General features: G+C 34.9%; 6 protein-coding genes. 4 read left to right on the top strand and 2 right to left on the bottom strand.

Annotated features, from left to right (window positions below):
- The first annotated feature begins 97 nt into the window (after window positions 1-97).
- Window positions 98-1,096 (top strand): ABC transporter substrate-binding protein, encoded by a 999-nt coding sequence (locus FVE74_RS02990; protein WP_147003163.1) that lies wholly within the window; start codon window positions 98-100, stop codon window positions 1,094-1,096.
- A 203-nt stretch (window positions 1,097-1,299) separates the two neighbouring features.
- Here FVE74_RS02990 and typA read toward each other — a convergent pair whose 3' ends face one another.
- Window positions 1,300-3,108 (bottom strand): translational GTPase TypA, encoded by a 1,809-nt coding sequence (gene typA, locus FVE74_RS02985; RefSeq protein WP_147003162.1) that lies wholly within the window; start codon window positions 3,106-3,108, stop codon window positions 1,300-1,302.
- Between the two features lie 543 nt (window positions 3,109-3,651).
- On the opposite strand from typA, the gene FVE74_RS02980 reads away from it, so the two are divergent.
- From FVE74_RS02980 to FVE74_RS02970, 3 genes are read left to right on the top strand one after another with little or no spacing between them, the layout of a single operon-like run.
- Window positions 3,652-4,992, top strand: a complete 1,341-nt coding sequence (locus FVE74_RS02980; protein ID WP_232054024.1) for a phospholipase D-like domain-containing protein — start codon at window positions 3,652-3,654, stop codon at window positions 4,990-4,992.
- The gene (locus FVE74_RS02975) at window positions 4,973-5,764 is read left to right on the top strand and encodes a metallophosphoesterase family protein (RefSeq protein WP_232054023.1); all 792 of its coding nucleotides are present in this window, start codon (window positions 4,973-4,975) and stop codon (window positions 5,762-5,764) included. The genes FVE74_RS02980 and FVE74_RS02975 overlap by 20 nt, the downstream gene beginning before the upstream one ends.
- A gap of 41 nt (window positions 5,765-5,805) precedes the next feature.
- Window positions 5,806-5,934: an AAA family ATPase gene (locus tag FVE74_RS02970; protein WP_232054021.1), complete on the top strand. Its 129-nt coding sequence runs from the start codon at window positions 5,806-5,808 to the stop codon at window positions 5,932-5,934.
- Between the two features lie 130 nt (window positions 5,935-6,064).
- Here the strand turns inward: FVE74_RS02970 and FVE74_RS02965 are convergent, their stop codons facing one another.
- Window positions 6,065-14,656 carry an autotransporter-associated N-terminal domain-containing protein gene (locus FVE74_RS02965; protein ID WP_147003160.1) on the bottom strand — a complete coding sequence of 2,864 codons (8,592 nt, stop codon included), beginning with the start codon at window positions 14,654-14,656 and terminating at the stop codon, window positions 6,065-6,067.
- Window positions 14,657-14,848: the final 192 nt, after the last annotated feature.

The raw sequence follows: 14,848 nt of genomic DNA, 5'->3' as shown, positions 1-14,848 counted from the left end.
AAATTTTTAATAAAAGCAATATTTAATGGAAAATTTTGAAAAATATGGTAAAATAGTAATAGAAATTAAAAATTATTTATTTTAGGAGGAAGAAAAGATGAAAAAAATTATGAGAGGTGTACTGTTATTCGGTATGTTAGGAGGGATGCTTTTGTCTTGCGGGAATAAAAAAGGTAATGATTCTCAAGAGCAAAAAAAGGATTCCAAAGTTAGTGAAAAGGTTTATAAAATTGGGCTGTCGCAAATTGTGGATCATCCAGCATTGAATGCGGCAAAGCAAGGATTTAAGGATGCGCTGGCGAAGGCTGGAGTGAAGGCTGATTATGATGACAAAATTGCAAATAATGATATGAGTAACCAGACTTTGATTATGCAGCAGTTTGCAGCGGATAAAAAGGATCTAGTTTTTGCGATTACTACTCCAACGGCACAGGCGGCTAAAAATCAGGTTGGGAGTGAAATACCAGTTGTATTTGGGTCAGTTACAGATCCTAAAAGTGCAGGACTTGAAGGGATTTCTAATGTTACAGGGACAAGCGGGGCGGCACCAGTTACTGAAAATTTGAAATTAATGAGAGAGTTGTTACCAGGAGCTAAGAAAATAGGGATAATTTATAATTCATCTGAACAAAATTCGGTTTCTGAAGTAAATAATTTGAAAAAGTTAGCGGGGCAATATGGATTTACAGTAGTTGAAAAGGCTGTTACAAATGGTACAGAAATGGTTGCGGCTGCAAATCTTATTGCAAAAGATATTGATATTTACTATGCTATTCAAGATAATACGGTGGCTTCATATTTTGCAGCAATACTTGATGTGTTTAATAAATCAAAAATACCAGTTTTAGCTACAAATAACGTATATTCAAATGCAGGAGGGCTAATTTCCCAAGGAACTACCGACTATAACATTGGTTACCGTTCTGGAGAAATTGCGGCTGAAATTTTATTAAAAGGTAAAAAACCAAGTGAAATCCCAATAGAAACTGTTAAAAATTTACAAATTGAAATTAATAAGCAAAATATGCAATTATTGGGGATAAAAATACCAGACAGCATTTTAAAAAAGGCTAAAATGGTGGAAACTAAAAAATAATTTTAAAAATAACTTGATAGTTCTATTTCAAATAGGGTCAAAGACTTCTTTAAATATTAGATAAGTTTAACAAAAAAACTGGAATTGTTTAAATTTAAATAACTCCAGTTTTTATTTTATGTTAAATTTTATTTATTGAAAAATGTTTTTTATTTACCCAGACAATGAATTTTATATCCTGCTAAGTAAATCTATTCTAATATTTAGTTTTTATTTTCTTGTTTTTTTCTTTCGTTAGCATTCAAATATTTTTTTCTAAGTCTGATAAAGTTAGGTGTGATTTCCACCAATTCATCATTTTCAATATATTCAAGTGCCAGTTCCAATGTAAATTCCTTTGGAGGCGCTAATTTCACGGCATCATCACTTCCAGCAGCCCTCATATTTGTAAGTTTTTTACCTTTACATACGTTTACAACCAAGTCATTTTCTCTTGAATGTTCTCCAACTATCATTCCTTCGTAAACTTCAACTCCTGGCCCGATAAATAGGATTCCACGTGGCTGCAAGTTGTTTAATGAGTAACTTAGACTTGTTCCAAGCTCCATTGCGATTAAAACACCTCTTCTTCTTCCTGTAACTTCTCCTTTAAAAGGTTCATATTCATAGAAAGAATGATTTAAAATTCCTGTTCCTCTAGTTTCTGTCAAAAATTCATTTCTAAATCCGATTAATCCACGTGATGGAACTTTGAACTCAAGTCTTGTGTAGCCGTCGCTTCCTTGATTCATATTTACCATTTCACCTTTTCTAAGTCCTAATTTTTCAATTACAACTCCTACAAATTCATCGGCAACATCAATAATTGCAAGTTCGATTGGCTCCATTTTCTGTCCATTTTTTTCCTTAAAGATAACCTCAGGCTTTGAAACTGCCACTTCGTAGCCTTCCCTTCTCATATTTTCAAGCAAAATAGATAATTGAAGTTCTCCTCTTCCTTTTACAATAAAGGCATCTGGCGAGTCTGTCATTTCAAGTCTCATACTTACGTTATGATTTACTTCCTTTTGCAATCTTTCCAAAATATTTCTAGAAGTTACAAATTTCCCGTCTTGTCCAGCAAATGGCGAATCATTTACAACAAAAGTCATCGCAAGCGTTGGCTCGTCAATGTCAATTAGCGGCAATGGTTTTGGATTTTCCTTGCTTGCCACAGTTTCTCCTATGTCAATTTTTTCAATTCCTGCAATTGTTACAATGTCTCCTGCAAACGCTTCTTCCATTTCAACTTTTTTAAGTCCATCATATCCATAAATTCTAGTAATTTTTCCATTTACCAAGTCGCCGTTTCTCTTGATTAACGTAACTTCCTGATTTTTTTCAATTTTTCCATTATATATTCTTCCAGTTCCTAGTTTTCCTACATATTCATCATATTCTGTATTTGTAATAAGCATTTGCAAAGGTTCATTCACATCACCTTCAGGATCATCAACGTGCTTCATAATTTCATCATAAAGCGGTTTCATATCCTTATCTTCATCTTCCAATTCCAATTTAGCATACCCATTTTTAGCCGATGCATAAACTACTGGAAAATCAAGCTGAACATCATTTGCTCCCAAATCCACAAACAAATCAAATACAGAATCCACAACAGCATCAGGATCTGAATTTGGCCTGTCAATCTTATTAACAACCACAATTGGACGAAGTCCATGTTCTAATGCCTGTTTTAACACATATTTAGTCTGTGGCATAACTCCTTCAAAAGCATCCACCAAAAGCAATACAGAATCCACCATTTTCAAGATTCTTTGAACTTCTCCACCAAAATCCGCATGCCCTGGAGTATCTACAATATTTATCTTATATCCGTCATAATGAAATGAAGCATTTTTAGAAAAGATCGTAATCCCTCTTTCCTTCTCCAAATCATCGCTATCCATAATTCTTTCATCTACTTTTTCATGTTCCCCAAATGTCCCCGCCTGTTTCAATAAAGCATCGACAAGAGTTGTCTTCCCGTGATCTACGTGCGCAATAATTGCAATATTTTTAATTTTGTTCATCCTTTATTTTAACAATTCCTTGTTAATATTTCCTCCTTAAATTTTAAAATTACTATCCCCCCTAAGGGTTGAGGAGCAGAGGTGAAATTCATTCTCTATCTATTCAAGCTGTAATAAGCAATTACAAACAGAATAAATATCGCAATGAAATCTGCCATCTCACTACCTCCTTTGTAGAATTTTTTGTGAATTGTGCTAAAACTCACCTAAGTATTATAACAAAAAAGACTGGAAAAATCCAGCCTAATTTGTAGCACATTTTTTTTATTATTCTACAAAGTTTCCCTTAAAGGTCTTTTACGTATTTATTATAACATATTTTACAAAAATGTCAATTACTGAAATTTTATTTTTTATTTTTATGGAAAAAACTTTTTAAAACTGTTATAATTAGAAAAAGGTAATAATAAATTATAGATTATTAAATGAATCTATGAAAAAAATATTAAAGGAGAATTTATTTTGAGCAAAAAAATTATTTTTATATTTGTATTTTTATTATTGGGAACTTTTTCCTGTACTCCGCTTTCAGAGGGTCTTTCAATGAAAAGTCAGGTTTATAATGCGGATAATGTGGATTTTTACTATGATTTGACTTATAAGAAAGATGGGGAAACGCATTATGAAAGACAGATCTGGGATCAAGCTTATAAGATTTTGGATGAGGCGCAGGATTTTTTCCTGATGGATATTTTTGTGTTTAATGATTTTGTTGGGAAAGGAGTGGAAGAAAAGTTGCATCCGTTGCCGCTTGCAGAAGAATTTGCAGAAAAGATACTGGAAAAGCGGAAAAAAGATCCGAATGTGGAAATTTACCTGATACTTGATGAAAGCAATACGTTTTACGGGGCTTATGACAATAAGATGCATAAAAAACTGGAGCAGGCTGGAGTAAAAATTGGGTATGTTGATTTGATGAAGCTGAGAGATCCGATGCTTGTTTATTCTGTGCCATGGCGGCTATTTATACAGCCTTTTGGAAATCCAAAAAATCGTGGGAAAATAAAAAATCCGATTTACGAAGGAACGGATAAAGTTACAATTCGTAGCCTTTTAAGAGCATTAAATGCGAAAGCAGACCATAGAAAGCTGATTATGAATGAAAATACTGCCTTGCTGACATCAGCAAATCCACATGCTGAAGGTTCAAAACATTCAAACGTAGCATTCAAATTTTCAGCGCCGATATTAAAAGAAATTTACAATGCTGAAAAGCCAGTTGCAAAAATTACTAAGAAAGATGGAAGTTTAAAAAGAACATTGCCAAACAAGGATTTCAGCAAAATTCCATTTTCATCAAATGACAAGCTGAAAATACAATATTTTACAAACGATGCGACAGCTAAGGATATTTCAGAAGAACTAAAAAACACCCAGTTTGGGGATAAAGTCATCATTGCCCAGTTTTTCCTTGCAGACAGGGGAATAATAAATGACATTAGAAAGGCTGCAAAACGTGGAGTAAAATTTGAGATAATACTAAATAATGCAGAAGCAGGACTGCCAAACAAAGCAGCGGCTGGAGAATTGATGAAATATGCAAGAAAACATGGCTATGACATCAATGTTAAATTTTACAACAAAGGCGAAGAAATGTACCATGTAAAAATGATGTCAATTCTGAAAAAGGATTATCTGATAACTTACGGCGGATCCACAAACTTTACGAGAAGAAATATGAGAAACTATAATTTAGAGAATGAGCTGAAAATAATGTCAGCCTACGACCAGAAAGTTTCCAAAGATATTTTAGACTATTACGACAGATTATGGACAAACAGGGATGGCGATTTTACGTTACCTTATGATGAAGGAAAAAATGAAAAATCTATGAATGATATGCTGTTTAGATTTATGGAAGTGAATGGATTTGGAGCTTTTTAAAAAAATTTTTAAATATAATGAAAGAAGTGCGATTCCTATGGAAAACAGAGTTAAGGTTGAAAGAATAGATGAAAATAATTACGATAGAATATTTGCAATTTCTGATCTTCATGGTCAATATGACTTATTTTTAAGATTGCTTGAAAAAATCGAGTTAAAAAGAGAAGATTTACTTTTAATTTTGGGAGATATTTGTGATAGAGGGAAAAAATCTTATGAAATTTATATGAAATGTATGAAAATGATAAAACTTGGATATAATCTGAAGTTTATTTTGGGAAATCATGAAGATATGCTTCTGGAGGATTTTGAAAATGATTATCCATTGAATTATGAAACAGAGTATTCGATTTATAAAAATTCTAAATATTTTGAAAAGAAAAATATAGAGAAATGGCATAAGGAAAATTTTCCTGCTGAAGTAAAATGGCTGATAAAATGGTTAAAGGATTGTCCGCTCATAGTTTGTGGGAATGAGAATATTTTTGTTCATGCGGGGCTGAATTTAAGCAAGGATTTGGAAAATCAGGAAAGAGAAAATGTGCTTTGGACACGGGAAGAATTTTGGATGGATAAGAAAAATACTCTTGAAGAGTATAAAAATAAAAATATATATTTTGGACATACACCAAATCTGGATGGTAAAATATCTAAAAAGTCTGGCAAAATTTATGACATTGACTGCGGTGCATTTTTCACACATTCATTGGGATGTATGGAAGTAAAAAACAAAAAATCAAAGGGCAAAAGGGAAATTTACGTACATTGTTAAAATTCTATTTTGATTAACTATTTATTTTAAAAGGAGATAAAATGAAGAAAATTCCTGTTGGTATTGAAGATTTTAAAGAAATTATAAATAATAATTGCTATTATATTGATAAAACTAAATTTATTGCTAACATTTTAGATGATGGTTCTAAAGTAAAACTTTTCATATAAATTGAAAAAAAATAACAAGAGCAGTTTACTCGCTGCTCTTTTTTGATTTCCTTGCAAAAAAAGAAGAGCCGCCATCTCTGGCAGCCCTCCCCCGTTTTGTTTAAGCTATTTCCAGCATTCCTAGAATTTATTAGTATAATACTTTCAATCCTAATCCTGCTCTGAAGTTGTGTCCTTTTGAGTCGTATCCTGTGTTTACGTTGAATCCGAATCTTCCGTTGTCTAATCCTAGTTTCAAGTCTGACTTGAAGTTTCCTCTCTTGTCTTCCTTGTCTCCTCTGATTCCGAAGTAGTCTGTCCATGCTCCTACGATTCTTGCTTCGTTTTCAACATCGTAAAGTTTTCCGATTTCGTTTTCATACGCAAATCCTAAGCTTGCTGTCAAGTTTGAGTTCTTGAATACTTCCTGGCTGTATCTGAAGTCGATTCCTGCGCTTGGCTTAACTGACACGTAGTCATCGCTCTTAACGTTCAATGCCATGTCTCCATTTTCATGGATTGATGAGAATCTTCCGTATTCAGCTCTGATTCCTACATTTGGAACTATGCTGAATCCGTCATTTATTACAAATGCCTTTTCAAGTCCTGCGTTAAGTCCTGCACCATAAGAATAGTAGCTTGCTTTCGCTCTGAATTCTTGATCTACTACCCAGAATCTACGTTTCATGTCATTTCTTCCAAAGAATCCGTCTCCACCTAGGCTAAGAACAAATGTTCCGTTCGCATCAAGAGGGATTGTCTTGAACACTCCAACTTTAGCCATTGCTTGGTTTTCATAAGATTTAGATAAATCCTTGAATGTGAAGTAGTTGTTTACTACACCTGCTGACCATCCTGATGATTGTCCAAGTCTTACAGTTTCATCTTCATGAACGAATGCAAATCCTCCGGCATTGCTGTACCAGTCAGGCATTCCTGCTGTATCTGTCTTGAACTCGTTTCTTTGTCCAAATGCCTTGAACTTGTTAGAATCCTTAGAAACATTTCTGTCGCTTCTTAATCCGTTCATTTCTCCAGTCAAGATATCCGATGTAGATTTAATTCTTTGTTGAACTCCACCATAAATGTGACCTCTCATTTGGTCAAACGCTTGAGCCAAGATATGCCCTTCTCCGTTACCTAAGCTGTTCAACTTGTTGAAGATAACTTTTTCAGCACTTTGCGGCTTAGCGATTTCATAAATGTTATCCAAGTTGTTTGTGAAGTTTACTAGAGACTTATCATTGTCATAAGCGAATGAATGATAAGGAACTTTACTCATGTAAATTTCTGACAATTGGTTGTTAGAGTCAAGTTTTGCTAATACTTGCCAAGTCAAGCTTCCTGAAAGAACGTTTACCTTTGCTCCTCCTGGCAATCTTGACAATGCATCGTTAAATGGCTTCAAGATGTTGCTCTTAGTTACAGTTCCATTTGCATCAACCTTGTCTCCAATTCTAATTGCTTTAGAGTTTGTATACATTGTCGCTTCTGGTCCGAAGTACAAGTCAACTTTTCCTAATTTAGGCAAGTTTTGGATTCCGTCAATTGGGTTAGTGTATCTAACTCCTGATGTATCAACATACATTCCGATTGATGTTACTTCTGATAATGGGTCTTTGTATGCATGTTCCCATACTGGGTTACCCCATTCGTTCTTAGCTGAAAGGTCAATTATTCTTGTTCCTCCAGTTTGGATGCTGCTGCTTACTGTTACAGTCTTAGCCCAGTCTCCAGGGTTTGCCGCATCACTTTCAACATTGAAGATCGGTGTGTCGATTCCGTCAACGCTTACCTTAGTTATAGGCACGATGTCTGGAGCTGTTATTGTTGTTCCAACTCCTGTTGTCTTAGGATTTCTGCTTGTTCCTTCTTCAATTGAGCTTTCTGTTCCTCCGTAAAGGTCTGTTCCACCTTTTCCGTTAGTTTGTCCTGCTGTTACTGCAGATGTTGAAGTGTATCTTGAATCTGTTGACTGAAGAACTTCTGTTGGATTTCCGTTTGCATCTACAATAAATCTTGATCCATCAGTTACGATTCCGTAAGATCCTGATCCTGTTACATTAATATGTCCGTAGTTCTTAATGTAACCTCCATTAATTGCTACTACCCCTTTCAAGCTTTGGGCATTACCTTCGATGTTTCCATAGTTTTCCCCGATCGCTCCACGGTCTAGGTACATACCAATTGCGCTTTCTCCTTCAAGACGGATATTACCGTAGTTAATTGCCCTAGATCCAGCACCAGTTGCGAACATACCGATACCTTCTTTTTCCTTAACGATAATGTCTCCTTTATTTACAATGTATCCTTCTTCTGTTGTCTTGTCAAAGTTTCCATCTGTCTTGTAGTGGTTTCTACCTGCCGCCATCGCTGCTGAATATTGCATATTTACAGTATCAGACATACCTGTAGTAATTGTTCCGTAGTTTGTTGATGGTGCACTTGTATTTGCTGAGAAAATACCTACGTTTCCGTATCCTCTTGCCACGTTGTTGTTGTCAACATCGTATTTAGATCTCAAGTCAATTGTTCCGTAGTTATCCATTGAACCTTTAGTATAGTAAGCTGTGTTGTAGTCTCCGTTCATTGACACGTTGGCATAAGACTTACCTCTTGATTCAGTATCTGCTGAATAGTAGTATACTGAGTTTCCTTGTTCCTTAGTTTCTTCTGGAACTTTAGGGTTAGATGGTGCTGTTGACTTAACTTGTCCTCCTGTATTCTTGTTAGAAGCCAGCACAATTGTTGGAGCATCTGTTGGAGATCCTATTGTTACATTTGTTGTAGGTCCTCCATTCTTTTCAGCCATAACGATACCAAAAGAGAATCTGTCAATATCCATGTCAGCACTTACATTAATATCTCTTGCAATGCTTCCTTTATCAATATATACCCCAATTGCAGAGTCAAGTTCTCTTGGCTTGTCTAAACTAGATAACAAGTCGTTTGCATTTGAATATTGTCCATTTTGTCTATCAATAGGGTAAGCCCCTGGCGCTGTTGAAACTCCTGCTGTAGTTTGAACATGTCCTAAAACTGTGTCATTACCAACTAACAATTTAGTATTCTTAATATTAACATTTCCGTCTCCAGAGTAAATACCGTAGTTATTTCTGTTAATTGTAATCTTAGACTTGCTTCCATCTTCTTTTGCACCAGTGTTTACATTATATCCGTAAATAGCCCAGCTTCCAATATTGTTACTATGTGTAGAATCTCCAATTGTAATATCTCCGTGGTTTTCAATTGTAGTTTGAAGACCGTTAGTAGAATTTGCAAAAATTCCTACATTGGCTTTCTTAATATCTTCAGAAGTAATAGCATTTGCATTTTCTTTCAATGAATCATTAAGTTTAATCTTACCATAGTTTATGAATGTTCCTTTGTTTACTACTGCACCATAAGCTCTTACATTAGTTTCAGATGATGAATCTTCTTCAATGTTACCTCTGTTAGTTACAGTATCTGCACCATCATTAGTATTTACTAAGATACCTGCGATTCCTTTTGTAGTACCTGTTGTAGTACCTGCTTTTTCTGCTTGCAATGTTACACCTGTATCAGCTTTATTTGTAAATTTAATATCTAAGTCATTTGAAGCTGTTGTTTTTTGTATGTTTCTTCCACCAAATGCCATTGCGAATCCATTTTTATCATTAGCACCATTGTAATTGTATTGGAAAGTTTTTTGGTGGTTTGCACCTGGAGCAACATGAGAGTCATCCATTGCCCATAGTCCTACTCCATTGTCAGCTGTTTCTACCGTAAACTTATCAGAAAGTAAGTTTATTTCAGCACTTTCAGCATAGATACCTACACCATTTTTACCTGTGAAAATATCATTTTTATCTAAGTTAATATCAAGTGTAGTAGGGGCAAAATTAGTTGCTTTAATTCCCCATCCAGCAAAGGCTCCATCACTTGCACCTGTAAGATTGATTACTCCTCCAGCATTAGCAGATCCATTAGCATAATTTGTATTGCTGTTTACTAATGCGATACCTACTCCTCTCGCATCAGGAGCTGTTACATCTGAGTTTGAAACATCAATACCAGTTGTTCCTGCTTTAGTATTTATATAATCAATTGTTACACCACTTGCCAATCCATCATTTTTATTTTCAGCATAAATACCAGTTGCTTTTTCTCCTGCAACATAGATTTTTGCATCTTCATGTCTAATTGCAACAGAATTATCGACACCAGTGAAGTTATCTTCATCAGCATAGTTATATCCAACATATCCATCAGAAATACCTACAATACCATAATTTTCTCCACTGATAGTAGAATCAGTTGGTCTATTTGCATTATCTCCAAGTGTTGGTGCATTAGAAGAAGGTTTTACATATTTACCTGTTACAATAATTTCAGAATTTTTAAGGTTTTTAAGAATACTTCCATCAGTTCCAACAATGGCATTACCATGATCTACTTTTACAGTAGCAACTTTGTTTCCATCACCATTTATGATAGTTCCAAAGTTTACAAGAAGTCCTGTTATCGGTGCTGATGTTGGAGTAGTATCTTTAGAACCTCCCCAGAAATTTACTGTTCCTAAGTTAGTAAATCCTGATTCACCTTTTCTTGTTTTTCTCCATTTTTCATCAGTAAAACTTTTAACATTATTCCATCTGTTTAGAGAGTTACTCATTGCAAGTCCAACATTTTTAACTTGATAGTTTCTACCACCTTTAGAATCTTGTAAATCTCTCTCATGAGCATCTCCTGATACGTTTATACCATTATTTATTGTCAAGTATGTGCTTTCCATCTTAATATCATTGAAAGTATCATTCTTAGTTCCAGCAGGAGCAGCTTTTGTTTTTTCAACATCTTCAATATTAATATCCTGACCAATTTTTATTTGACTATTAATTAAAGTAACATCTACTAAATGATGATTAGCTGCTGTACCGTTTATAATTTTCATTCCTCCAGCATAAGCCCCTATTCCACTTAAGAAGTTTTCACTTCCTGATACTACACCTGTTCCACTACCTCCAGCTTTATCACTAGTCCAATTAAGTATATCAGAACTTTGATTAATTACACCAATAGTGACATCATCATCAAGAATTCTAGTTGTTACAAAGTCCATGTTTTTATATTTTGCGTTTGTATAAATATTTTGTTCTTCAGCTGAACCTGTTTTCCAAGTAGATTTAGCATAATCCCATTCTCTTGCAGTTGAATCATAACCAGATCTAATACTATTTCCATAAGTATTTCCTGTTAATAGTATTCCATCATACATATCTATATTTGTTTTATCAGCAGCTGTTGTGAATGTAATATTTGACTGATCAGTTGTATTAATTCTTTTTACATAAAATGGTGAAACATTTGAATGAGTATTTGTTGTACTTGTTGTTTTTGCTTTTCTAGTTCCTGTATTAACTTTACCATTTGTATCTGCACTAATTGTACCACTACTATTGTTATTTTGGTTTACAATATTACCTTCAAATTCTATTGCACCATTATTCTCAGCATATAATGCTCCTTGTTCATTATCAATAATAGTTACATCTTTCATTTTTACAGTAGAAACATTATCATTAGCGTCTTTTCCTTTGGCAACAGCTCCTATACCATAAATTAACGATCCTTCGTTTGCTCCAATTGCAGTGGCTCCATCTTCATTGAATTGAGTGCTTGCATTACTTCCAGCAATTTCAATATATCCACCATTTATAGCATAAGCTCCTATATTTTGATAGGCATTTGCATATGTTGGATTACTTCCTTTTACACCTAAATTATCAGCTGCAATAACTTTTCCTTCTATCTTGATTTTAGTGATATCCGAAGCTCCTAACTTACTATTACCTGCTCCATCAGCATAAGCAACAACTGCGTTTGAACCTGCTGCTCTAATAGCTTTAGCAGTAATTTGTCCTCTATCTTTTGCAACAAGTGTAAATCCATCTTTAGACATCATATCAATTTGACTCTTAAAGTCTATTTTACTTGCAACATTAGGATGTTGTCCACTACCTATAAAACTTGAACTTATATCAGAAGTTTCTCCAGCTGCATATCCCATTACAAGCCCTTTACTTACATCACTTTCTTGAATTTCATCATATTTTCGAAGTCCTGTAGCAAGTCCGCTTACAGAATGAAATGCATCTGTAATAATGTTACCATTTGAAACTTTATTTTCCGCTTCTACATGTGAACCATTTATAGAGTAAATCATAACACCGTTATTAGCATTATTTCTAAACGCAACATTTAAATCTGTAATTTTTATATTATTAAAGTTTCCTGATTTACCATCAATAATATCTCCCATTCCAACCTCTGAAGCCTGTCCATTTGCAGCATAAATAGCTACTGCTCTTGTAGTATTTCCAACTCCGTTATTTCCTCCAAATGATCCTTGCAGTTTAATTTCTCCGTTAAATATACCAGTCTTACCTATTCCAGAGCCTTGTGGATTTGCTGAATTTGGACCTTGCAATCCAACCATAATAGCATTATCTCCTTGCATTGTAACATCAGACAGTACAAGTTTAGAACCATCACCAACTACAGCTCCATATCCATTATATACAATATTATTATTTCCTCTGGTAAAAATACGTCCGAGATCTTGAACTCCCCATTGTGCAACGTTATCTTTACCTAAAGCACTAGCAGAGGCTGAATCTCCATTTGAAAGTACTAAATTATTAGTAGCTGCATTCATATTATATACAACATTGTTATTTCCTTTAAATCTTACATCTACAGGACCCGAAATTGTTACTGTACCTTGAATTGCTCCAATTGACGAAGGTTGATCACTTTCTCCTTCTTGGAAATTGAAAGCTATATTATTATCAGTAGGCGCTACATATCCTGGTGCACTTACAGCAGCATTTACATCTGAATTAGTCCCATCATTAGTATCAAAGTTACCTATTGAACTTGATTCACTGAATGTAAGAGCTATTTTGTCAGAAGCACCTCTCATATTAGTATTTATAACATAAGCCGAATCTCCACCATTATATAATGAAACATCGACACCCTTTATTGTAACAGCTGGAGCAGTCCCATTAGGTAAAACTTTTAAGAATGAACCACCTGGATGAGTACGTCCTATAGCAGCATTAAGATACTGAACAGTAGTTCCTTCATTTGTTAAAATTAATTGCTGTCTATAATCACCTGCCCCCTGTTCTACATTCCATCCAGCTTGCCAGGCATTGAATGCTTCACTATAAGCAGCTGTAAAAGTACTCCAAGCACCTGTACCACTTCCTGTATATCCAACTGCATTGTATACCATAGTGTCTATACCAGTAACATTAGCATCATAAGAAATACTACTACTACCACCAATGTTTGATATATTACCACCTTTTTGAACCAGTAAAGCCTCAAAATATGCCTGTCTTGCGGCTCCTTCTGAAACATATGTAGAAGTACTCAGTGGATGAGTCCAATTATTTGCAGGATGCAGATGATATGCTACTGCACCAGCAGCACTTGCAGTACTTCTAGCAGTAGTTAAATCATTATAAGATAATCCAGAACGTCCTATTTTTTGGTTTGGATTAGTAGTTGAATAATAAGTCCACATATAATTACGTAATTGTGTATCTGAATATTTCAAAGGTGGGGTAGTACCTGTATGAACAAACAATCCTCCCCAATGAGTACTATGTGAAGTAGTCGTAATTTCATCATATCCAGAAAGAGTATTATAAACTCCTGGTGTATAATACTGGTTAGCTGCAGGAAGTACACTAGTCGCAGAAAGAGGTAATGTAGCATTGCTAGGGGTAACTCCTCCTTGAAGATTCCAATATTGTACTTGTGAAGTCCAAGAACTTGATGGATTCCACCAATAATCTTTATTATACTCATGATTGTAAGTTGTACTACTAGTATTACCATTTTCCATTGTAGCACGACTACCAGAAGTCCCTCCTATTGCTGTTGCACTCATTGTACTTAAAGGATTGTTTCTTGTCCCTCTAGTCCAACCATTATATGAACGCATTGTATCATTTGTGAAATTAAATGTTGGGTCATTTGACCAAGATGCTCTTCTTGCAATTGGTGCTCCAACATTTGGAGAAGAACCTGTATTGACTCCATTATGTGTATAAGCATTTGGTAATACTACATTGTTACTTGTATAAATAACTGGATTATAACTTACCGGATTTGGCATATTAATATTATCCAATCTTTCAGGCACATAAGGCTTATAAGGCTCATGCACATTAGCCGGATTGATTGTCAATGAGTTTGGCTCTTGGTTACGAGGTATGTTCAAGTTAGTTGCCCCATACAAATGTTTATCCTTATCAAACACATATTTAGTCAAGTCATTGTCTCTTCTATAGTATTCAAGGTATTTTCCACCTCTACCTCTATAAGTTGTTCCCCAGTCATTGTTTGTATATCCTGTTCCAAACTGGAATGATGCCCATGGGCTTTTTATTACTTGATCCCCTTGTTTCAAAAGCTGAACAAGTTCGCTTTGGGCTCCTTTTAGTGATTTTTCGTTTTCTTTTCTTGCACGCATGAATGATTGCCGCAGATCAGTTATTGCGTCATAAGTCTGTGCAGTGATTTCCTGCTGTTCGCTTGCCACGTCAGCATGAAGCTTTGGCGCAATTGTTAAAAGTCCTGTTATCAAGAAAGAGATAAGCAGGCTGTCAGAATAATGTACATCTTTACATCTTTTTACAAACGATCGCAAGTCCTTTGCAATCTGTCGCAGATTATTACTCATTTTTTCCTCCTAAAATTTGTAAATTTACAGCCGTCCATAAAAGCCAAGTTCCAATTAGTCACCCTGACAAAGGTTGCTTCCCCTTGCCGACAAAGCAAGATTTCTTGCCCTAGGTTCTTAATTTTCACGATTTCCAGCCTTCACAGCCGCCTATTTTTAGATTTAGACATCCTTCAAGATGCCTAAAAAGTA

It is taken from the genome of Leptotrichia wadei, assembly GCF_007990445.1.
Lineage (GTDB): Bacteria > Fusobacteriota > Fusobacteriia > Fusobacteriales > Leptotrichiaceae > Leptotrichia > Leptotrichia wadei_A.
The sequence above is the reverse complement of the archived record's forward strand: the minus strand, read 5'-3'. Positions and strand labels throughout refer to the sequence as shown.

Bases quoted from the DNA above. Each gene is read 5' to 3' on its own strand.
- FVE74_RS02980 (WP_232054024.1), top strand. From the start codon at position 3,652: ATGAAAAGTCAGGTTTATAATGCGGATAATGTGGATTTTTACTATGAT.
- FVE74_RS02965 (WP_147003160.1), bottom strand. From the start codon at position 14,656: ATGAGTAATAATCTGCGACAGATTGCAAAGGACTTGCGATCGTTTGTA.
- FVE74_RS02990 (WP_147003163.1), top strand. From the start codon at position 98: ATGAAAAAAATTATGAGAGGTGTACTGTTATTCGGTATGTTAGGAGGG.
- typA (WP_147003162.1), bottom strand. From the start codon at position 3,108: ATGAACAAAATTAAAAATATTGCAATTATTGCGCACGTAGATCACGGG.
- FVE74_RS02970 (WP_232054021.1), top strand. From the start codon at position 5,806: ATGAAGAAAATTCCTGTTGGTATTGAAGATTTTAAAGAAATTATAAAT.
- FVE74_RS02975 (WP_232054023.1), top strand. From the start codon at position 4,973: ATGGATTTGGAGCTTTTTAAAAAAATTTTTAAATATAATGAAAGAAGT.